This window comes from Nocardioides ureilyticus (assembly GCF_051280745.1).
GTDB lineage: Bacteria > Actinomycetota > Actinomycetes > Propionibacteriales > Nocardioidaceae > Nocardioides.
Window position 1 is genome coordinate 1 of sequence record NZ_JBNCOG010000018.1, and the last position, 20,774, is coordinate 20,774.

A 20,774-nucleotide genomic window follows, 5' to 3' on the forward strand; every position below is an offset into this window, starting at 1 on the left:
ACCCCAGAGTCCGCCGCCCCCGCGCGGGGGCCGCCCCCCCCCCCCCCCCCCGAGCCGGTGGCCGAGGGCGGGTACGCCGCAGTGGTCCTGCTGGACGCCTGGCTGCTGCTCGGGCGCACCGACCTGCGCACCGAGGAGGAGGCACTGCGCCGGTGGGCGAACGCCGTCGGGCTGGTCCGACCGGGTGGTCGAGCGGTCGTCGTCGGCGACCCGGCGCACCCGGCGGTCCAGGCGCTGGTCCGGTGGGACCCCGCCGGCTTCGCCGAGCGCGAGGCGCAGGAGCGCCAGGAGGCGCACCTGCCGCCCGCCAGCCGGCTGGCGACCATCGCGGGCGAGCCGGGCGCGGTCGACGACGCCCTGACCCTGCTCCGGCTTCCCGACGTCGCCGAGGTGCTCGGGCCGGTGCCGGTCGTCCCCGTGCGGGGCGGTCTGCGGGGCGCGCCCGGGCGCGCCGAGGCCGAGCCGGAGGAGGTGCGGGCCGTGGTCCGGGTGCCGCGCGCCCAAGGAGTCGCACTGGCGCAGGCGCTGGGCGAGCTGCAGCGGGTGCGCTCCGCGCGCAAGCTCGACGCCGTCCGGGTGCAGGTCGACCCGTTCTCGCTCTAGTGATGAGTGCCTGTCGGGAGGTCCAAGCCGCGACTCAGGCTGTCGGCAGCGCACTTGCCAGGCGCGCGTGGACGTCAGCGACGGACGAGGCATGCGGTCCGTCGGCCGAGAGCCGCGGATAGAGCTTCTTCGGCCAGAGGACGTCGACTCCGCGGGTGGTGAAGGCGCCGCCGATCAGTGGCCAGTCGGACTCGATGAAGCACAGGACGCCGACGACAGGTAGGTCCTCACCGACGACAGATCGGACGAGCTCCACCTGCTTCAGGACACCGTCGACGAGCTTGGTCTGGTCCCGGGAGCCGACGATCAACTTCTCGACCCGAGGGCGGAGGATGCCGCCCTCGACGCGGAGAGCGGGGCGCTTCCCGACGTACCGCTTGGCGTCGATGACGTAGACGCCGGTCGGGGTCACGGCGAGGTGGTCGATGTTCGCGCGGGATCCAGGGATGCGACGGTCGTGCAGGAGGCGCAGCGTGTCGGAGGCGAGCTCGTTGAGCCGGTGACCCAGCCGTTCCTCGCCGAGCGCGCCGGCGTCCCAGGCGGTCGTCGACTGCGGGTCGTCGCTCAGCGCGAGGACCAGGCCGCCGAGCTTGGGGCGCTTGGCACGGATCCGCTCCTCGCGCTTGGCTTGGCGGCGCTCGTACTCGCGGCGGGCGGAGGCGCCAGCGGTCCCGGGATCGACTGGCTCAGGAGGGGCGGAGCCGGGGACCAACGTGGTGGGTAGGCAGTTCAGGCAGCGGATGGTCTTGGTAGCCCGCTCGTAGACAGCCTCAGCGCGAGCGTCGAGCTCCGTGGAGCAGGAACGACAGGTGCCGGCATAGCGGAGTCGCATGCGCTTCTCGTCAGGTAAGCCTGGCATGGAGCGACGCTAGCTCCCGATCATCCTCGACGAGGGCGATCAGGAGCATCGACCAGGCATATTGACGGTCACACATTATGGGGACAGGATCGAACACATGTTCGAGCCGCCGGCCACTACTGATGCCGGGGTGTTGTGCGCCTCGAGCATCGCGGCGGTCAAGGAGCGGCTGGTGGCGGCGCTGGAGTCGGGCTCAGGTCTCGACGATGCCGGTCGGGTGGAGTCGATCGGGGCGTTGGAGGAGCTGGTGCGGGTGGCGACTGCTGCGCAGGCGGCGTTGGCCCGGGAGCTGGACGCCTCGCAACGCGCGGTGCAGGCCGAGGCCGGGCTGGCTGCCGAGCACCGCGGGCGCGGGGTCGCGTTGCAGGTCGCGCTCGCCCGTCGGGAGTCCCACCACCGCGGCAAGCGCCACCTCGGGCTGGCGAAGGTCGTCTCCACCGAGATGCCGCACACCTGGGCCGCCTGGCGCACCGGGGTGATCACCGAGCACGCCGCCACCCTCGCGGTCCGCGAGACTGCCTGCCTGGAGCTGGAGGACCGGCTCGAGGTCGACCGGCTCCTGGCCGGCACCCCCGACGCCCTAGAGTCCCTGGCCACGATGGGTGAGCGGGAGGTCGCGGGGTTCTGCGCCAAGCACGCCGCCCGCCTCGACCCCGCCTCCGTCGTCGCCCGGCGCCGCAAGGCCGAGGAAGACCGCTGCGTCACCCTGCGCCCCGCCCCCGACACCATGACCTACCTGACGCCCTGCTCCCGGTGAAGGACGGCGTCGCCGCCTACGCCGCGCTGACCCAGGCCGCTGATGCCGCCCGGGCCGACGGCACCGACGAGCGCACCAAGGGCCAGGTCATGACCGACACCCTCGTCTCCGCGGTCCTCGGCGGTCACGAAGCCACCGGAGGGCCGAAGGTCGAGCTCGGCCTCGTGATGAGCGACCACACCGCCGTCGGCGACAGCGACGACCCCGCCCACCTCGACGGCTACGGACCCATCCCCGCCGAGCTCGCCCGCGAGATCGTCGCCGGCGCCCTCACCGCCGACGAGGAAGTCTGGGTGCGGAGGTTGTACACCAGCCCCACCACCGGCGAGCTCCTCGCCATGGATTCCCTGAGCAGGCAGTTCCCCACCGGGCTCGCGCGGTTCATCCGACTGCGCGACCAGGTCTGCCGCACCCCCTGGTGCACCGCACCCATCCGCCACAGCGACCACGCCGACGCCGTCATCGACGGCGGCCCCACCACCGGGGAGAACGGCCAAGGTCTCTGCGAAGCGTGCAACTCATGGGTTGAGGAGGCGAGGGACGAGCCGTCTCGAAACCATGCCAAGGAAGCGCCCGGGTGGCGGGCCAGACCCACGCCAGAGGGCACCATCGAGACCCTCACTCCCACCGGCCACCGACACCACACCCGACCACCAGCCCTGGTCACCATCCACGACCGGCCACCGATCAGGATCGACTACATCCCCGCCGCCTGAGGCCAGCACGTGGACGCGCGCGGTGCCTGACTAGACTCGAACGCTGCACCGACGTACCGATCACCCAGGAGTCCCGTGGCCGTCCAGCCGATCCGCCTCTTCGGCGACCCGGTGCTGCGCAAGCCCGCCCTCGAGGTCGTCGACTTCGACAAGGAGCTGCGCACCCTCGTCTCCGACCTCACCGACACGATGCTCGAGGCGCCCGGGGCGGGTCTCGCGGCACCGCAGATCGGCGTGGGCCTGCGGGTCTTCACCTGGTACGTCGACGGCGAGGTCGGCCACCTGGTCAACCCCTCGCTCGACCTCTCCGAGGAGATCCAGGACGGCCCCGAGGGCTGCCTGTCGATCCCCGACCTCTCCTTCGACTGCCGCCGCGCGCTCCGGGTGGTCGCGACCGGCATGAACATGCACGGCGAGCCGGTCCGTGTCGAAGGCTCCGAGCTGCTCGCCCGCGCCATCCAGCACGAGACGGACCACCTCGACGGCATCCTCTTCATCGACCGCCTCGACGCCGACGCCCGCAAGGCCGCCATGAAGGCGATCCGCGAGTCGGAGTGGTTCGGCCTCGAGAAGCCCCAGGTCAAGCTCAGCCCCCATCCCACGAACGGTTTCGGTTTCTGACCATGCGCCTCGTCTTCGCCGGCACCCCCGAGGTGGCCGTCCCCTCCCTCGACGCCATCGCCGACTCCCGCCACGAGCTGGTCGGCGTGGTCACCCGTCCCGATGCGCCGGCCGGCCGAGGTCGCAAGCTGGTCGCCAGCCCCGTCGCGCAGCGGGCCGAGGAGCTCGGCGTGCCGGTCCTCAAGCCCGAGCACCCGCGCGACCCCGAGTTCCAGGCGGCCCTGCGGGAGCTGCGGCCCGACTGCTGCCCGGTGGTGGCCTACGGGGCCCTGCTGCCCCAGTCCGCCCTGGACATCCCGCCCCACGGCTGGGTCAACCTGCACTTCTCCTGCCTCCCCGCCTGGCGCGGCGCCGCACCGGTGCAGCACGCCATCTGGGCCGGCGACGAGGTCACCGGCGCGACGACGTTCCGGATCGTCAAGGCCATGGACGCCGGCCCGACCTTCGGCGTGATGACCGAGCGGATCCGGCCTACCGACACCGCCGGCGACCTGCTCACGCGCCTCGCCGAGGGCGGGTCCGGCCTCCTCGTCGCCACCCTCGACGGCATCGAGGACGGCGCCCTGGAGGCGCGCGAGCAGCCGGCCGAGGGCGTCAGCGTGGCCCCGAAGATCCTCGTCGAGGACGCCGAGGTCGACTGGTCCGAGCCCGCCGTCGCGGTCGACCGCCGGATCCGCGCGTGCACCCCCGGCCCCGGCGCCTGGTCGACCCACGAGGGGGAGCGGATCAAGATCGGTCCGGTCTCCCTCGAGCCGGAGACGACCCTCGAGCCGGGCGTTCTCGAGGTCCGCAAGAACGCCGTCCTCGTCGGCACCGGCACCCACGCGGTGCGGCTCGGTGAGGTCAAGGCGTTCGGCAAGAAGCAGATGGGCGCGGCCGACTGGGCCCGCGGCGCGCGGCTGGAGTCCGGCGCGCGGTTCGGTCCCGGCTGATGGCTCGGCCGGCGACCCCGGATGACGTCGACGCCATCTGCCGAGCGCTCCCGGAGGTGGTCCTCGGGACCAGCTGGGGCGACCTCCCGACGTACCTCGTCCGCGGCCGCGGGTTCCTGCTCTTCCGACCGCCGCACCCCACCGCGGTGGACCCCGTGACCGGCGAGATGTACGACGACCTCCTGGTCGTCACGACGCCGTCACGCGAGGCAAGCGAGGCGCTCGTGGGCGATGCCTCCTCGCCCTTCTTCACCATTGACCACTTCCGCCGCACCAACGCCGTCCTCGTCCAGCAGTCGCGGCTCGCCGAGCTCGACGTCGACGAGCTGCGCGAGGTGCTCACCGACGCGTGGGCGGCGCGCGCACCGAAGCGCCTGGTGCGGGAGCACCTCGGCGATGGCTGAGGGCCGACGCCGCGGGCGGCCGGCCGGCCGGCCCGCGCCCCGACCGCGGGTGGACGCCACCCGGCTCGCGGCGTTCGACGTCCTCAAGGCCGTGCGTGTCGACGACGCCTACACCAACCTCGCCCTCCCCGCCGCGATCGGGCGGCACGGGCTCACCGGGCGCGACGCGGCCTTCGCCACCGAGCTGGCCTCCGGCACGATCCGCCGGCGCGGCACCTACGACGCGGTCCTCACGGCGTGCGTCGACCGCCCGCTCGCCAAGGTCGAGGCCAAGGTGCTCGACGCGCTGCGGCTCGGGACGCACCAGCTGCTGTCGATGCGGGTGCCGGCGCACGCCGCGATCAGCACCACCGTCGACCTCGTCCGGGCCAAGGTCGGTCCCGGGGCGGCCGGCTTCGCCAACGCCGTGCTCCGCAAGGTGGCCGCGCGCGACCTCGAGTCCTGGGTGGCCGCGGTCGCCCCCGATCCCGCTGCGGACCCGCTGCGCCACGCGGAGGTGGCCTTCAGCCACCCGCGGTGGGTCGTCGACGAGCTTCGGCAGGCGGTCGGACAGGACGAGCTGCACGACCTCCTCGCCGCCGACAACGACCCGCCGCGGGTCACCCTCGTCGCCCGCCCGGGTCGCGCGGACCGGGCGGAGCTGCCCGGGGAGCCGACCCGCTGGTCGCCGTACGGCGTGGTGCTCGAGGGCGGGGACCCCGGTGCGCTGCCGGCTGTGGCGGAGGGGCGAGCCGGCGTCCAGGACGAGGGCTCCCAGCTGGTCGCCACGGTGACGGCGGAGGCCCCGGTCGTGGGCGAGGACACCCGCTGGCTCGACCTCTGCGCGGGCCCGGGCGGCAAGTCGGCGCTGCTCGCCGCCCTCGCCGCCGGCAGGGGCGCCCACCTCGTGGCGGGCGAGCGGCAGCAGCACCGGGCGAGGCTGGTCGCCCGCGCCCTGCGCGGATCGGGCGGCGTCGCCGGCGTCGTCACCGCGGACGGCACCAGGCCGCCGTTCCGGGCTGGGTCCTTCGACCGGGTGCTGGTCGACGCGCCCTGCACCGGCCTGGGAGCGCTGCGCCGGCGGCCCGAGGCGCGGTGGCGCCGACGGCCGGTGGACCTGGCCGACCTCGTGGTGCTCCAGCGGCAGCTGCTCGGCTCCGCGCTCGAGCTGGTCCGCCCCGGCGGCGTCGTGGTCTACGCGACCTGCTCGCCGGTGCTGGCCGAGACGGCCGAGGTGGTGACGAGTGTCCTGGCCGGACAGGAGGCCGCTGTCCTGGAGGACGCGAGCGGACTGCTCGCGCACGTTCCGCGGGCCGCCGGTCCGCTGCCCGGCACGCTGCAGCTGTGGCCGCACCGGCACGGCACCGACGCCATGTTCCTGGCCCTGGTGCGGCGTACTGGCTGATCGTCAGCCCGTGAGCCCCAGCTCGACGGGGCGGGTGCGGGTGAGGTCCATGACGCGGGTGACGGGGCGGCCGGCGCCGGTCAGCACGCTGTGCGCTCCGGCTGCCGCGGCCTGCTCGCGGCAGGCGAGGAGCACGCTGAGGCCCGCGGCGTCCAGGAAGGTCACCCCGGACAGGTCGATGACCACGGACTCGACCCCGGCCGCGAGCAGCGCCTCGAAGCGCGACGGCACCAGGTCGGTGCCCGCGAGGTCGAGCTCGCCCTCGATCACGAACAGGGCCGAGCGGTCGAGCAGTGCGGTGGTGACGGTTAGCGTCATGGTGGTGGCTCCCAGGTCGTCGAGCGCCCCCTCCGAGCGCTCTGCACCCCTCAACGCGGGCGGGCGCCCGGGGACACGGCTCCGTGCGCGAAATGGTCCGCTCGGACGCGGACATGCCCTACGCGGGTCAGCCCGAAGGGGTGAGGTCAGTCGTCGTCGAGCACGTGGCGCAGGTAGCGCCGCGGGTCGGCGAGGTAGGCGCGCCAGTGCTGCACCAGCTCCAGGTCCTCCCACGCGGTCTCGCGCAGGCCCCAGGGTCCGGCCTCGAGGATCCTGGCCCCCGGCATGGCCGCCAGCACGGGGGAGTGCGTCGCGCAGAGCACCTGCCCTCCCGAGCGCACCACCCCGTCGAGCACCGAGACCAGCCCGAGCGTCGCGGAGAACGACAACGCCGCCTCCGGCTCGTCCAGGCAGTAGAAGCCCGGCGAGTCGAAGCGGAGCCGGAGCACCTCGAGAAAGGACTCGCCGTGGCTCATCTCGTGCAGCACCGGTCCGCCGAGCTGCTCCTGGTGGGTGTACCACCCGTGCATGGTCTCGGCCCGCAGGAAGAACCCCCAGCGGTTGGCACCGAGGCCGCGCTGCAGGGAGAGCGCGGCGCCCAGCGGCGACTCGCTGACCCGAGTGGAGTGGTGGGAGTTGCGGGAGCCGCCCTCGGGGGAGAGGCCGTACGCCTCGGCCACGGCCTCGACGACCGTCGACTTCCCGGACCCGTTCTCACCCACCAGGAAGGTGACGCCGGGCGGCAGGTCGAGCCCCCGGCGTACCACCTGCTCCACCGCCGGGACGGTCATCGGCCACTGGTCCAGCGGTAGTCGCTCGGCGCGTCCCTCCCTCGGGACGGACACCCGTACGACGGGCGGTTGGTCGAAGCGCACGGACTCACCGTAGGGCCCACTACGGTGGACGCGTGGCTGCCTCGAAGTCCCCCTCGGTCGAGATCGAGGTCGACGACCGCGTGGTCCGGGTCAGCAATCCCGACCGCGTCTACTTCCCTCCCCAGGGTTCGGCGCAGACGGGAGTCACCAAGCTCGACCTGGTCGAGTACTACCTCGCGGTCGGGCCCGGCATCGTCAACGCGCTCTACGAACGGCCCTGCATGCTCCACCGCTTTCCCACCGGCCTGGCGGGGGAGAAGGTCCACCAGAAGCGGCTGCCCCGCGGGGCACCGCCGTGGGTCGAGACGGTGCAGCTGCACTTCCCCCGCTGGAACCGCACGGCCGACGAGCTCTGCGTGACCGAGCTCGGCTCCGTCATCTGGGCCGTCCAGATGTCGACCGTCGAGTTCCACCCGTGGAACAGCCGCCGGGAGGACACCGAGAAGCCCGACGAGTGGCGCATCGACCTCGACCCCGGCCCGGAGTGCGACTACGACCGGGTCCGCCGCGTCGCACACGTCACCCGCGAGGTGCTCGACGAGCTGGGCGCCGTCGGCTTCCCCAAGACCAGCGGCAGCAAGGGGATACACGTCTACGTCCGGATCCGCCCCGACCACGGCTTCAAGGAGGTACGCCGGGCGGCGCTGGCCTTCGCCCGCGAGGTCGAGCGCCGCGCGCCCGAGGACGTCGACCTGAGCTGGTGGCGCAAGGACCGGGACCCCACGACGGTCTTCGTCGACTACAACCAGAACGCCCGCGACCACACCATCGCCGCGGCGTACTCGGTGCGTGGGCTGCCCGACGCGCGGGTCTCCACGCCGATCCGGTGGGACGAGGTCGACGACGCCGATCCCCGCGACTTCACGATCGCCACCGTCCCGGGGCGCTTCGCCGACCTGGGCGACCTGCACGCCGACATCGATCGCCATGCCTGGGACATCGCGCCGCTCCTGGAGTGGGCGGAGCGCGACGAGCGTGAGGAGGCGCCGGACCGTCCTCCCGCGGGGTGAGGTTGCCCGGGGTGACCGGCGGGTAACTGGCCGCGGTGACATCACACGAGCGGCTGCTGGCCGAGGTGCGCGACGCCGCACGGGACACCTTCGGCCACGACGAGCTGCTGCCCGGCCAGGCGGACGCGCTCACCGCCCTCAGGGACGGCCACGACGTCCTCCTGGTCTCCCCGACGGGGTCGGGGAAGTCCTTGGTCTACCAGGTCGCCGGCGTGCTCTCGGGCCGCTGCACCCTGGTGGTCTCCCCGCTGCTGGCGCTGCAGCAGGACCAGGCAGACGGCATCGCCCAGGCCCCCGGGGGCCTGTCGGCACGCCGGCTGAGCTCGGCCGAGACCGACGCGGAGCGGCGCGAGGCCCTCGAGGAGGCGGCCGAGGGCCGCGTCGACTTCCTCTTCTGCTCACCCGAGCAGCTGGCGAACGACGAGGTCCGAGCTGCCGTGGCGGCGGTGGGCCCGGGCCTGGTCGCCGTCGACGAGGCGCACTGCGTCTCGGCGTGGGGCCACGACTTCCGCCCCGACTACTTCCGCCTGGGTGACCTGCTCGCCGAGCTGCTGGGCGGCGGGGACGACACCCGGGTCGTGGCGATGACCGCCACCGCAGCACCGCCGGTGCAGGAGGACATCGTCACCCGGCTGCGGCTGCGTGACCACCGCACCGTGCTCACCGGGTTCGCCCGTGACAACCTCGCTCTCGACGTCATGCGGGTCGCCGAGCCCGACGACCAGCGCGCGGCAGTGCTCGACGTCGTCGCCGGCAAGCAGGGGGCGGGCATCGTCTACTGCCGGACCAGGCCCGCTGCGGAGGAGTACGCCGCCGCGCTGGCAGAGGCCGGCCGCCGCACCGCGGTCTACCACGCCGGGCTGAGCCACCGCCGCCGCGAGCGGGCACACCAGGCGTTCATGGCCGACGAGGTCGACACGGTCGTGGCCACGTCGGCCTTCGGGATGGGGATCGACAAGCCGGACATCCGGTTCGTGGTCCATGCCCAGATCCCCGAGTCACCGGACACCTACTACCAGGAGGTCGGCCGCGCCGGACGCGACGGGGAGCCGGCGACCGCCACGCTGGTCTACCGGCCCGAGAACCTCTCGCTCGGCCGGTTCTTCTCCGGGGGCGTGCCTCGTCGCAAGGACGTCCAGGCCGTGCTGCGAGCCGCCGGCGAGGTGGGCACGGACCCGGCCGACGTGGCGGAGCGGTCGGGGCTCGGCCGGCGCAAGGCCGGCCGCCTGCTCAACCTCCTCGAGCTGGTCCACGAGACCCGCCCCGAGGACGACGCACCGGACGCAGCCGTTGCCGCCGTCGTCGAGATCGCCGAGTCGCACCGGCAGCTCGAGCGCTCGCGGGTCGACATGATGCGGGGGTACGCCGAGACCGACCGGTGCCGTCCGGCGTACCTGCAGGGGTACTTCGGTGAGCAGGTGGACCAGCGCTGCGGACGCTGCGACAACTGCCGCGCGGGGGTGGCCGAGGACCCTGCGGTCGAGCAGTCCGCGCCGTACCCGGTCCAGAGCGAGGTCGAGCACGCCGAGTTCGGGCCGGGCGTGGTCACCGACCTGGAGGAGGACCGGGTGACGGTGCTCTTCGAGTCGGTCGGCTACCGCACGCTCTCCCTCGACGTCGTCGAGGAGCAGGAGCTGCTCGACCGCGCCTGAGACCAGGTGGGCAACCCTCACAGGGTCCTCACATCCTCCGCCCACGGGCCGCCCATCCGGACGCCCTACGGTCACGGCATGCGCACCGCACGAGAAGCCCGGAACGTCGCAGTCGTCGTCAACGCCGGCTCCCGCAGGGGCGCCGCTGCCCTGGACCGGACGGCGGTGATGCTCGAGGGCGCGGGTCTGGGCCCGGTGCGCACCCACCCCGTCCGCGACGGCGCAGAGCTGGCTGCCACGCTGGACCGCGTCGTCGCGGACGGGCCCGACCTGCTCGTGGTCGGCGGCGGGGACGGCACCGTCAGCTGTGCTGCCGGTCGTGTGGCCGGCACCGAGATGACGCTCGGGGTGCTGCCGCTCGGCACTGCGAACGACTTCGCCCGGACCCTGGAGATCCCGACCCCGCTGTCCTCCGCGATCGCGGCGCTGGTGGAGGGCCACGTCGTCGACGTCGACCTCGGCCGGGTGGACGGCAGGGCCTTCCTCAACGTCGCCTCCGCCGGCCTGTCCGTCGCGGTGACCGAGCGGCTCACGCCCGGCCCCAAGCGGCGCCTGGGCCCGGTGGCGTACCCGGTCGCGACCCTTGCCGCCTACCGTCACCACCGTCCGTTCACCGCGCGGCTGGAGTTCCCCGACGGGGACCACGGAGCCCTGGACCTCACTGACCTGCTCCAGGTTGCGGTCGGCAACGGGCGTCACTACGGCGGCGGCAACGCCGTCGCGCCGAACGCCTCGATCGACGACCACCTGCTCGACGTCTACGCCATCGAGCGCGGCCGGCTCCGCGACCACGTCTCGATCGCGCGCCTCCTGCGGGACGGCTCCTTCGTCGAGCACCACCGCGTGCACCACCTCACCACCCGCCGGCTCCGGCTCACGACCGATCGAGCGCTGGGGATCAACCTCGACGGCGAGGTGGTCGCGAGCACCCCGGCGCAGTTCGAGGTGGAGCGCAACGCGGTGCACGTGGTCGTGCCCCGCACGAGCCGGGCCGCGGTGCTCGACGGTGCCCGCGCCGAGCCGGAGCGGGACGCTCCCTAGACTGCCCGCCCGTGGGCCACATCCAGATCACCCCGAGCATCCTCAACGCCGACTTCGCCGCCCTCGGCGCCGAGGTCGCCCGGATCCCGAGCGCCGACTGGGTGCACGTCGACGTCATGGACAACCACTTCGTCCCGAACCTCACCTTCGGCCCCACGATGGTGGAGGCCCTGGCCCGCAGCACCGACGTGCCCCTCGACGCACACCTGATGATCGAGGACCCCGACCGCGAGGCGCCGGCGTACGTCGAGGCGGGTTGCGGGTCGGTGACCTTCCACGTGGAGGCCGCCCGGGCGCCGGTGCGGCTGGCTCGGGAGATCCGGGCCAAGGGCGCCCGCGCCTCCATGGCGCTGCGGCCCGCCACGCCGGTCGAGCCGTACGAGGACCTGCTCCCCGAGCTCGACATGCTGCTGCTGATGACCGTCGAGCCGGGCTTCGGTGGCCAGAAGTTCCTGGACCTGGTGCTGCCGAAGATCCGCCGGGCGCGCGCGCTGATGGACCGGCACGGCGTCGAGACCTGGTTGCAGGTCGACGGCGGCGTCTCGCTGGAGACCATCGAGCGCTGCGCGGAGGCGGGCGCCGACGTCTTCGTGGCCGGCTCGGCCGTGTACTCCGCCGAGGACCCGGACCGCATGGTGGAGCAGCTGCGGGCGGCGGCGGAGGCCGCCACCGGCTGAGGCCGGCCGCCCGGGCGGCGCCGGAGAGCTCAGATCCGCTCGAGCAGGGTCCCGGTGGCCATGGCGCCCCCGGCGCACATCGAGACCAGTGCCGTGGAGGCGTCGCGGCGCTCGAGCTCGTGCAGCGCCGTGGTGATCAGCCGGGTGCCGGTCGACCCTACGGGGTGGCCGAGCGCGATCGCGCCGCCGTTGACGTTGACCCGGTCGAGGTCGGCGCCGTGCTGGCCGGCCCACGACAGGACGACGGAGGCGAAGGCCTCGTTGACCTCGAACAGGTCGATGTCCGACATCGCCATCCCCGTGCGCTCGAGCACCCGGGAGGTGGCCGCGATCGGTCCGTCGAGGTGGTAGTACGGGTCGGAGCCGACCAAGCAGTGGGTCACGATCCGGGCCCGGGGCGTCAGGCCCAGGGCGCGAGCCCGGTCCTCGTCCATGACCAGCACGGCCGAGGCGCCGTCGCTGATCTGGGAGGAGGTCCCGGCGGTGTGCAGCCCGTCCGGCAGGACCGAGCGCAGGTTCGCCAGCCCTTCGGCAGTGGTGTCGCGGAGGCCCTGGTCGCTGTCGACGACGCGCGTCTCGCCGGTGGCTTCGCCGGACTCCGACAGCACCGGCGCCTCGATCGGCGCGATCTCGCGCTTGAACCGCCCCTCGTCGACCGCCACCCGGGCCTTCTGCTGGGAGGCGAGCCCGAAGGCGTCGAGGTCCTCGCGGGAGAGGCCGCGGTTGCGGGCGATCCGGTCGGCGGCCTCGAACTGGTTCGGCATGTCGATCGTCCAGTCGTCGGGGCGCGGGTCGCCGAGACCGGGCGGGACGTTGCCGCCGAGGGGGATGCGCGACATCGACTCGACGCCGCAGGCGATGCCGACGTCGATCGTGCCGGCCGCGACCATGTCGTGCACCAGGTGCGCGGACTGCTGCCCGGAGCCGCACTGGGCGTCGATGGCGGTGGCGCCCGTGTGCTGGGGGAGTCCGGCGTGGAGCCACGCGCGCCGCACCATGTCGTTGGACTGCTCGCCCGCCTGGGTCACGCAGCCGCCGACGACCTGCTCGACCAGCTCGGGGTCGAGGCCGGCGCGGGAGAGGACCTCGCGCTGGGCGAAGCCCAGGAGGACGGCCGGGTGCACGCCGGCCAGCCAGCCCTTCTTCTTGCCGAGGGGGGTGCGGACGGCGTCGACGATCACTGGGGTGCCCATGCCGCCAGACTAGAACACGTTCTCGTTCGCGGCGAGATGAGTTCCGTTCGTCGTGGGTCGAGCGCCTTCCCTTACCTACCGAGAGTATGTAACCTCGGACACTAGAACGTGTTCCAGAACCGAGAGGCTCTCCGTGACCGCCACCGCCCTGCCCGTCGCCTTCGACCCCACCGACCCCGACGTCATGCGGGAGCGGGTGCCGCACGAGGAGCTCCTCGCGATGCGGCGCACCGCCCCGGTCTCCTGGGTCGAGCAGACCGAGGCGGCCCGCGCGGGATTCCCGGACCACACCGGCTACTGGGCACTCTCGAAGCACGCCGACGTCGCAGCCGTGTCCAAGGACCAGACCAACTTCTCCACGCGGGAGAACGGCGTGATCATCCGGTTCGCGCCGGAGATGACCCGCGAGGAGGTCGAGCAGACGAACTTCCTGCTCATCAACCACGACGCGCCCGACCACACCAAGCTCCGGCAGATCGTCTCGCGAGCCTTCACCCCGCGGGCGATCAACGCGCTCCACGACAACCTCAAGGCGCGGGCCGAGAAGATCGTCGACGACGCGCTCGCCAAGGGCGAGGGCAACTTCGTGGAGGACGTGGCCGCCGAGCTCCCGCTCCAGGCGATCGCCGAGCTGCTCGGCGTGCCGCAGGAGGACCGCGGGAAGCTCTTCGAGTGGTCGAACCAGATGCTCTCCTACGACGACCCCGAGGTCGAGGGCGACCAGATGACCGCCTTCATGGAGATCCTGGCCTACTCGATGGCGCTCGCCGACGAGCGCCGGCGCAACCCCCAGGACGACATCCTCACCAGGTTGGTCACCGCGGACGTGCAGACCGAGGGCGACGAGGAGAGCCGGGGACTGACCGACGACGAGTTCGGCTTCTTCATGATCCTGCTCGCGGTCGCCGGCAACGAGACCACGCGCAACGCCATCACCTGGGGCATGCACGCCTTCATGCAGAACCCCGAGCAGTGGGAGATCTACCGGGCCGAGCGCCCGGCCACCGCGGTCGACGAGATCATCCGCTGGGCGACGCCGGTCACCGTCTTCCAGCGCACAGCGCTCAACGACGTCGAGGTGGGCGGCGTGCAGGTCCGCAAGGGCGACCGGGTCGGCCTGCTCTACGCCAGTGCCAACTTCGACGAGGACGTCTTCGAGGACCCGTTCACCTTCGACGTGCGGCGTGACCACAACCCGCACCAGGCCTTCGGTGGCCACGGCGCCCACTACTGCATCGGCGCCAACCTGGCCCGGCTCGAGGTGGACCTCATCTTCCGCGCGCTCGCCGACCGCGGCGTGACCGTGACCCAGCTCGAGGAGCCCCGCAAGCTCCGCAGCGCGTGGATCAACGGTGTCAAGGAGCTGCGCGTCGCCTACCGGTGACGAGCCGAGATCAGGAGGGACCGCCGTGAGCGCGACCGGAGTGCTGCCCGAGGGATTCGACCCGACCGACCCGTTCGTCAACGAGAAGGCGGTCCCGCACGAGGAGTTCCGACGGCTGCGCCACAGCGGCCCGCTGACCTGGATCGAGCAGGCGCCCGGGACCTACGACGGCATGGCGCCCGAGTCCGGGAGCGGCTACTGGGCCGTCACCCGGCACGCCGACGTGTCAGCCATATCCAAGAACTCCAAGGACTGGTCCAACGCCGAGAACGGCGCGATCATCCGGTTCTCCGAGGGCATGCTCCGCGAGCAGATCGAGATGCAGCGGGTCATCATGCTCAACCAGGACGCGCCGGAGCACCCGACGACCCGGCAGATCGTCTCCCGCGCCTTCACCCCGCGCTCGATCAACGAGCTCGAGGACCTCATGCGGCAGCGGGCCGAGTCGATCGTGCAGGCCGCCCTCGAGCGAGGCACCGGCGACTTCGTCGAGGAGGTCGCCGCCGAGCTGCCGCTCCAGGCGATCGCCGACCTCATCGGCGTCCCGCAAGAGGACCGGTTCAAGCTGTTCGACTGGTCCAACCAGATGCTGGCCTCCGACGACCCCGACTACCCCGGGGACCCCGACATGGCGGCGGCAGAGATCCTCGGCTACGCGATGGCGATGGCCGCCGAGCGGCAGGCGAACCCGCGCGACGACCTCATCACCCGCCTCCTCAACGCCCACAAGGGCGAGCGCGGGCTCACCGACGACGAGTTCGGCTACTTCGTGATCCTGCTGGCCGTGGCGGGGAACGAGACGACCCGCAACGCCATCTCGCACGGGATGAACGCCTTCCTCGACAACCCCGAGCAGTGGGAGCTGTGGAAGGCGGAGCGACCGGCCACCATGGTCGACGAGGTGGTCCGCTGGGGCACGCCCGTGACGGTCTTCCAGCGCACCGCCGTCCGTGACGTGGAGATCGGCGGCGTCACCGTCGCCAAGGGCCAGCGGGTGGGGCTCTTCTATGCCAGTGCAAACTTCGACGAGACCGTCTTCGAGGACCCGTTCCGCTTCGACATCACCCGCGACCCCAACCCGCAGCTGGGCTTCGGCGGCCACGGCGCGCACTACTGCCTCGGCGCCAACCTCGCCCGGCAGGAGATCCGCGTGCTCTTCGACGCGGTGGCCGACCACGCGCCGGGGATCACCAAGGAGCGCGAGCCGCGGCGGCTGCGCCACTCGTGGATCAACGGGCTGAAGGACCTCCCGGTCCGCTACGCCTGAGCTGCGAGGCCGCCCCGGAGCACCGGCTCGTGCTCGCGGGCGGTGAGCACGAGCGGCCCGTCCTCGGTCACGGCGATGGTGTGCTCCATGTGGGCGCCCCGGGAGCCGTCCATGCTGCGCAGCGTCCAACCGTCGGCGTCGGTGAAGATCTCGTCGGTGGTGTGCAGGAACCACGGCTCGATCGCGATGACCAGCCCGGGCTTGAGCGTGTAGCCGCGGCCCGGCCGCCCGTCGTTGGGGATGTGCGGGTCGCCGTGCATGGTCCGGCCCACGCCGTGCCCCCCGAACTGCGTGTTGATCCGCAGCCCGGCCTCCCGCGCCACGGTGGCGATGGCGTGCGAGATGTCGCCGACCTTGTTGCCCGCCTGCGCGGCGGCGATGCCCGCCTCGAGGGCACGCTGCGTCGTGGCGATGAGCGACAGGTCCTCCTGCCGAGCGGTGCCCACGACGAGCGAGTACGCCGAGTCCGAGACCCAGCCGTCGACGCTCGCAGCGAAGTCGACGCTGAGCAGGTCGCCGTCCTGGAGGACGTAGTCGCGGGGGAGCCCGTGCAGGACCGCGTCGTTGACCGACGTGCAGAGCACCTTGCCGAACGGCGAGGCGCCGAAGGAGGGGTGGTAGTCGATGTAGCACGACTCCGCCCCGCGGTCGCGGATCATCTGGTGGGCCAGCTCGTCGAGCTCCAGCAGGTTGACCCCCACGTCGGCCGCCTCGGCCAGCGTGGTGACGACATCGGCGACGAAGCGCCCGGCCGGGCGCATCTCCTCGATCTGGGCAGCGGTGCGGAGCTCGATCACGTGCCGAGCCTAGATAGGTTCGTGCTCGTGGCCCACATCGAGACCGGCACCGGGCGGGACCACCTGCGCGCGGACTGCGCGGCGTGCGCGGCCCTGTGCTGCGTGGCGACCACCTTCAGCCGGTCCGCGGACTTCGCGATCGACCGCCCCGCCGGGACGCCGTGCGTCCACCTCGCCGGCGACTTGCGGTGCTCCATCCACGACGAGCTGGCGCCGCGGGGCTTCCCCGGCTGCGCCGCCTTCGACTGCTTCGGTGCCGGCCAGCGCGTGACCGGCCACACCTTCGCCGGGACCGACTGGCGCCAGGATCCCGGTGGGGCCGCGGCGATGTTCGACGTCTTCCACCGCGTCCGGGCGCTCCACGAGCTGCTCTGGTACGTCGAGGAGGCGGTGGGGCTGGTCGGTGACGGCGACCTCCAGGCGGACCTGGTGGCCGCCCGCGAGCGCGTCGAGCGCCTCGCGCTGTCCGACGCGGAGGTGCTGGGCGGCGCCGACGCCGACGACGAGCGGGCGCGTGTGGTGCCGCTGCTGCGCGCGGCCAGCGAGCACGCGCGCCGCGGCGTCGGCACGGGCCGCCGGCGCCCGCGCGACCTCGTCGGTGCGGACCTGCGGGGCGAGGACCTCTCGGGTGCGGACCTGCGTGGGGCGCTCCTGCTCGGCGCCGACCTGCGCGGCGCCCGGTTGCGGCGTACCGACGTCACCGGTGCGGACCTGCGGGCCGCCGACGTCCGGGGCACGGACCTGTCCGAGGTGCTCTTCCTGACCGCCGTGCAGGTGGGCGGTGCCCGCGGTGACGCCGGCACGACACTGCCCGGGACGCTGGTGCGTCCCGGGCAGTGGAGGTGAGCCCCGCAGGTCTCAGCCGCCGGGCTCAGCCGTCGGGTTCAGCCGTCGGGCTCAGTTGCTGGGCTTCTCCGCCCCGACCACCCACATGGCGAAGAACTGCGAGCCGCCGCCGTAGGCGTGGCCCAGTGCTCGGCGTGCGCCGTCGACCTGGTGCTCACCGGCGGCCCCCCGGACCTGGAGCGCGGCCTCGCCGAACCGCAGCATCCCGGACGCACCGATCGGGTTGGAGGAGAGCACGCCTCCCGAGGCGTTGACCGGCAGCGTGCCGTCCATGGCGGTGCCGCCGGACTCGGTGAGCCGCCAGCCCTCGCCCTCCGCGCAGAAGCCGAGGTTCTCCAACCACATCGGCTCGAACCACGAGAACGGCACGTAGATCTCCGCGGCATCGATCTCCCGCAGCGGGTCGGTGATGCCGGCCTGCTGCCACAGGTGCGCGGCGGCGTCGCGGCCGGCCTGCGGGTTGACCTGGTCCCGCTCGGCGGCGGTCGTGGCCTCCGAGCGCATTACCGTGCCGTGGATCCACGCCGGGTTCGACGAGGCCGCCGCGGTGTCCTCGTCGACGATGACCATGGCGCACGCCCCGTCGGAGGACGGGCACGTCTCGTCGTAGCGGATCGGGTCCCACAGCATCTGCGAGGCCAGCACCGTCTCGACGGTCGTGCCCTCGTTGCGCAGGTGGGCGTAGGGGTTGCGCAGGGCGTTGTTCCGGTCCTTCGCCGCGACGATCGCGCCCACGTGGGTCGGCGCGCCGGAGCGGCGGATGTAGGAGCGCACGTGCGGCGCGAAGTAGCCGCCGGCCCCGGCGTGGACCGGCATGTTGAACGGCACGGGCACCGACAGTGCCCACATCGCGTTCGACTCCGACTGCTTCTCGTAGGCCACGGTGAGCACCCGCTTGTGCACGCCGGCCTGGACGAGCGAGGAGGCGACGATGGCGGTCGAGCCGCCGACCGAGCCGGCCGTGTGCACGCGCAGCAGCGGCTTGCCCGCGGCGCCGAGCGACTCGGCCAGGAAGAGCTCGGGCATCATCACGCCCTCGAACAGGTCCGGCGCCTTGCCGACGACGATCGCGTCGATCTCGTCGAGCGACATGCCCGCGTCCTCGAGGGCGCGGTCGATCGCCTCCCGGCACAGGCCCGCCATCGAGACGTCCTCACGCTTGGCCCGGTGGTGGGTCTGGCCGACCCCGACCACGGCTGCTGGCTGCTTGGCCACCTCAGGACCGCCCTTCCATGGTGCACACGATGTTCTGCTGGAGTGCCGGTCCGCTGGTGGCGTGGCCCAGCACCCGACCGGCGTCGCCCTGCCAGACCTTTTTCGCCGCCTCGCCGAACCGGATCAGGCCGCCGGTGAACATGGGGTTCCCGGCGAGCGCGCCACCCGAGGGGTTGACCTGCACGTCGTCGGCGAGCCCCAGCTCGCGGCGCAGGAGCAGCTCCTGGTGGCTGAACGGCGCGTGCAGCTCCGCCACCTCGACGCCGTCGACCCCGGCGGCCTCGCCGGCCCGCGCCGCCGACGGCGAGCGGGTCAGGTCCCGCGTGCCCACGCTGATCGGGTCGACGTAGTGCGCGAAACCGGTGATCCACGCCGGTCGGTCGCAGACCTCCCGGGCCCGGTCGCCCGCCGCGAGGACCATCGCGGCCGCCCCGTCGGTGACTGGCGCGCAGTCGTGCTTGCGCAAGGGGTCGGCGTAGACCGGCCGGCGCAGCAGCTCCTCGACCGACGAGCCGCCCTTGCGCACGGCGTACTCGTTCTTCTCGGCGTCGCTCAGCGAGCGGTTGACCACCTCGGCCATCGCCCGCTCGTCCCACAGGCCGGCGTCGATGCCCGCGCGGGCCTGGAGGCCGGCGAGCGACACGGTGTCGGGCCACAGCGGAGTCATGGTGTACGGGTCGAGCTGCAGGCTCAGCGTGCGGCGGAGCACACCCGCCGAGCTCTTGCCGAACCCGTAGACCAGCGCGGTGTCGACCTCACCGGTCTGGATCTTCAGCCACGCCTCGTAGAGCGCCCAGGCGGCGTCCATCTCGACGTGGGACTCGTTGACCGGCGGGATGACGCCGATCGCGTCCACCGCCTGGACGAACGAGAAGGACCGGCCGGCCAGGTAGTCGGAGGAGCCCGAGCACCAGAACCCGATGTCGCGGCGGCTCCATCCGGTCTGCTCGTAGCACTCCGCGAAGAGCGGGACGAGCAGCTCCACGCACGTGGGCGACCCGTCGAACTCCTCCATCTGTCGTTGGGCGAACCCGACGACGGCGACGTCTCTCATCGTTTCCTCTCCGCCTTCAGAGGTGGTGCTTGTAGGTGTCGAAGTCCGCGTCGGGCTCGTCGGCGGGACTGAAGTGGCTGATGTTCTCGATGGTGGTGCCCCACTCCTCCCGGGGCTTCCACACCGCCTTGACCCGCATGCCCATCCGGACCTCCTCGGCCGGGATGTCCAGGATGAGGTGGAGGAAGGCGATGTCGGCGCCGTCGAGGAGCACGTACGCCGACACGTACGGCGGGGTGATCCGCTGGCCGAGGAAGGGCACGTTGACGATGCAGAACGTGGTGACCGTGCCGGTCTGCGAGAGCTCGACCTCCTCGGCGGTCGGCGTCCCGTCGGAGGGGCACGCGCTGCGCGGCGGGACGTAGACCTTCCCGCACGCGGGGCAGCGCTGGCCGACGATCCGGCCCTCCGCCAGTCCGCGGTAGAAGGCCGACTCCTCCGGCGACGCGGCGTAGACGTAGTCGAGCTCGACCGGCGTGACGATGCCGGTCACGTCCTCGGTGGTCGAGCCTGTGGCCTCGGTGGTCGAGCCTGTCGCCCCGGTGGTCGAGCTTGTCGCCTCGGTGGTCGAGCCTGTGGCCTCGGTGGTCGAGCCTGTGGCCTCGGTGGTCGAGCCTGTCGAGACCACGTCGCCGGATCTCGACTGCTCGGTCGCCGGCTCCTTCGTCGCCTGCGCTCGCGCTCGATCTGGCCCGCCAGCGCCGTCCTCGACTCCGTCGAGTGCGGCGACGGGCTCAAAGCACGCGATGTCGGTCATCGCGCCGACCCGCTCCTCGGCCCACCGGACGCGGACCCGCATGCCGGTCGAGACCTCGTCGGGCGAGGCGACGTCCAGGGCGTGCAGGAGGGGGGCGTCCGCACCGTCGAGGGTGACCAGGGCGAAGGCGAAGGGGCGGTCGAACGGCTGGCCCGCCACGGGCTCGGGCACCCAGGACCAGGAGGTCACCGTCCCGGTCTCCGCGACCTCGACGAAGTTCTCGACCTGCCGGTGGGTGACCGGGTCGAACTCGGGCGGGGGGACGACCACGCGGCCGTCCGAGGTGCGGGCGCCGACGAGGCGGCCCTCGCGGAGGCCGGTGAAGAAGCGGCCGAGGACGGGGCCGGTCGACCGCGTGTAGTCGAAGGCGACCGTCATGGGGGCGGACAAGGTTCGGGACATGGCTCGGAAG

At 72.8% G+C, this 20,774-nt stretch carries 22 protein-coding genes; 14 read left to right on the top strand and 8 right to left on the bottom strand.

The window, feature by feature from the left end:
- The first annotated feature begins 57 nt into the window (after window positions 1-57).
- Entirely contained in the window at window positions 58-603 is a 546-nt protein-coding gene (locus tag ACSMHG_RS11585; RefSeq protein ID WP_435745037.1) for a hypothetical protein, read from the top strand.
- Window positions 604-637: 34 nt separating this feature from the next.
- Here ACSMHG_RS11585 and ACSMHG_RS11590 read toward each other — a convergent pair whose 3' ends face one another.
- On the bottom strand, window positions 638-1,435 hold the full coding sequence (locus ACSMHG_RS11590; protein WP_435745040.1) for a nuclease-related domain-containing protein: 798 nt from the start codon (window positions 1,433-1,435) through the stop codon (window positions 638-640).
- Window positions 1,436-1,559: 124 nt separating this feature from the next.
- Between ACSMHG_RS11590 and ACSMHG_RS11595 the strand changes: the two genes are divergently transcribed.
- From ACSMHG_RS11595 to ACSMHG_RS11620, 6 genes are all read left to right on the top strand, one after another.
- Window positions 1,560-2,219 carry a 13E12 repeat family protein gene (locus ACSMHG_RS11595; protein ID WP_435745042.1) on the top strand — a complete coding sequence of 220 codons (660 nt, stop codon included), beginning with the start codon at window positions 1,560-1,562 and terminating at the stop codon, window positions 2,217-2,219.
- Window positions 2,216-2,935, top strand: a complete 720-nt coding sequence (locus ACSMHG_RS11600; protein WP_435745044.1) for an HNH endonuclease — start codon at window positions 2,216-2,218, stop codon at window positions 2,933-2,935. The genes ACSMHG_RS11595 and ACSMHG_RS11600 overlap by 4 nt, the downstream gene beginning before the upstream one ends.
- A gap of 75 nt (window positions 2,936-3,010) precedes the next feature.
- Window positions 3,011-3,556 carry a peptide deformylase gene (def, locus tag ACSMHG_RS11605; protein ID WP_435745046.1) on the top strand — a complete coding sequence of 182 codons (546 nt, stop codon included), beginning with the start codon at window positions 3,011-3,013 and terminating at the stop codon, window positions 3,554-3,556.
- 2 nt (window positions 3,557-3,558) lie between these two features.
- A complete protein-coding gene (fmt, locus tag ACSMHG_RS11610) occupies window positions 3,559-4,488 on the top strand; it encodes a methionyl-tRNA formyltransferase (protein ID WP_435745049.1) in 930 nt (309 codons plus the stop codon).
- On the top strand, window positions 4,488-4,892 hold the full coding sequence (locus tag ACSMHG_RS11615) for an MmcQ/YjbR family DNA-binding protein (protein WP_435745051.1): 405 nt from the start codon (window positions 4,488-4,490) through the stop codon (window positions 4,890-4,892). Before fmt ends, ACSMHG_RS11615 begins: the two co-directional genes overlap by 1 nt.
- A complete protein-coding gene (locus ACSMHG_RS11620; protein WP_435745053.1) occupies window positions 4,885-6,276 on the top strand; it encodes an RsmB/NOP family class I SAM-dependent RNA methyltransferase in 1,392 nt (463 codons plus the stop codon). Before ACSMHG_RS11615 ends, ACSMHG_RS11620 begins: the two co-directional genes overlap by 8 nt.
- A gap of 3 nt (window positions 6,277-6,279) precedes the next feature.
- On the opposite strand, the gene ACSMHG_RS11625 is transcribed toward ACSMHG_RS11620, so the two are convergent.
- Both ACSMHG_RS11625 and ACSMHG_RS11630 read right to left on the bottom strand, forming a co-directional pair.
- Window positions 6,280-6,594, bottom strand: a complete 315-nt coding sequence (locus ACSMHG_RS11625; protein WP_435745055.1) for an STAS domain-containing protein — start codon at window positions 6,592-6,594, stop codon at window positions 6,280-6,282.
- 146 nt (window positions 6,595-6,740) lie between these two features.
- Complete coding sequence (locus ACSMHG_RS11630) at window positions 6,741-7,385, bottom strand: AAA family ATPase (protein ID WP_435745057.1); 645 nt, start codon at window positions 7,383-7,385, stop codon at window positions 6,741-6,743.
- 116 nt (window positions 7,386-7,501) lie between these two features.
- On the opposite strand from ACSMHG_RS11630, the gene ligD reads away from it, so the two are divergent.
- From ligD to rpe, 4 genes are all read left to right on the top strand, one after another.
- Window positions 7,502-8,479 carry a non-homologous end-joining DNA ligase gene (gene ligD / locus ACSMHG_RS11635; RefSeq protein WP_435745060.1) on the top strand — a complete coding sequence of 326 codons (978 nt, stop codon included), beginning with the start codon at window positions 7,502-7,504 and terminating at the stop codon, window positions 8,477-8,479.
- Window positions 8,480-8,514: 35 nt separating this feature from the next.
- Complete coding sequence (locus tag ACSMHG_RS11640) at window positions 8,515-10,131, top strand: RecQ family ATP-dependent DNA helicase (RefSeq protein ID WP_435745062.1); 1,617 nt, start codon at window positions 8,515-8,517, stop codon at window positions 10,129-10,131.
- Between the two features lie 78 nt (window positions 10,132-10,209).
- Window positions 10,210-11,172, top strand: coding sequence for a lipid kinase (locus tag ACSMHG_RS11645; protein WP_435745065.1), 963 nt, complete (start codon window positions 10,210-10,212; stop codon window positions 11,170-11,172).
- 11 nt (window positions 11,173-11,183) lie between these two features.
- Window positions 11,184-11,849: a ribulose-phosphate 3-epimerase gene (rpe, locus tag ACSMHG_RS11650; protein ID WP_435745068.1), complete on the top strand. Its 666-nt coding sequence runs from the start codon at window positions 11,184-11,186 to the stop codon at window positions 11,847-11,849.
- 29 nt (window positions 11,850-11,878) lie between these two features.
- Here the strand turns inward: rpe and ACSMHG_RS11655 are convergent, their stop codons facing one another.
- Window positions 11,879-13,042, bottom strand: a complete 1,164-nt coding sequence (locus tag ACSMHG_RS11655) for a steroid 3-ketoacyl-CoA thiolase (protein WP_435745070.1) — start codon at window positions 13,040-13,042, stop codon at window positions 11,879-11,881.
- 133 nt (window positions 13,043-13,175) lie between these two features.
- Here ACSMHG_RS11655 and ACSMHG_RS11660 point away from each other — a divergent pair, with 133 nt between their 5' ends.
- A complete protein-coding gene (locus ACSMHG_RS11660) occupies window positions 13,176-14,426 on the top strand; it encodes a cytochrome P450 (protein WP_435745073.1) in 1,251 nt (416 codons plus the stop codon).
- 25 nt (window positions 14,427-14,451) lie between these two features.
- Window positions 14,452-15,693, top strand: a complete 1,242-nt coding sequence (locus ACSMHG_RS11665) for a cytochrome P450 (protein ID WP_435745076.1) — start codon at window positions 14,452-14,454, stop codon at window positions 15,691-15,693.
- Here the strand turns inward: ACSMHG_RS11665 and map are convergent.
- Entirely contained in the window at window positions 15,684-16,490 is an 807-nt protein-coding gene (map, locus tag ACSMHG_RS11670; protein WP_435745078.1) for a type I methionyl aminopeptidase, read from the bottom strand. The two genes, ACSMHG_RS11665 and map, sit on opposite strands and share 10 nt — an antisense overlap.
- A 27-nt stretch (window positions 16,491-16,517) precedes the next feature.
- Between map and ACSMHG_RS11675 the strand changes: the two genes are divergently transcribed.
- The gene (locus ACSMHG_RS11675; RefSeq protein WP_435745081.1) at window positions 16,518-17,336 is read left to right on the top strand and encodes a pentapeptide repeat-containing protein; all 819 of its coding nucleotides are present in this window, start codon (window positions 16,518-16,520) and stop codon (window positions 17,334-17,336) included.
- Between the two features lie 51 nt (window positions 17,337-17,387).
- Here ACSMHG_RS11675 and ACSMHG_RS11680 read toward each other — a convergent pair whose 3' ends face one another.
- Genes ACSMHG_RS11680 through ACSMHG_RS11690 form a run of 3 tightly spaced genes read right to left on the bottom strand, consistent with a single transcriptional unit; the run spans window position 17,388 to window position 20,764 of the window.
- Window positions 17,388-18,551, bottom strand: coding sequence for a thiolase family protein (locus tag ACSMHG_RS11680; RefSeq protein ID WP_435745084.1), 1,164 nt, complete (start codon window positions 18,549-18,551; stop codon window positions 17,388-17,390).
- Between the two features lies 1 nt (window position 18,552).
- Window positions 18,553-19,605 (bottom strand): thiolase family protein, encoded by a 1,053-nt coding sequence (locus ACSMHG_RS11685; protein WP_435745086.1) that lies wholly within the window; start codon window positions 19,603-19,605, stop codon window positions 18,553-18,555.
- Between the two features lie 16 nt (window positions 19,606-19,621).
- Window positions 19,622-20,764: a Zn-ribbon domain-containing OB-fold protein gene (locus ACSMHG_RS11690; RefSeq protein WP_435745089.1), complete on the bottom strand. Its 1,143-nt coding sequence runs from the start codon at window positions 20,762-20,764 to the stop codon at window positions 19,622-19,624.
- Window positions 20,765-20,774: the final 10 nt, after the last annotated feature.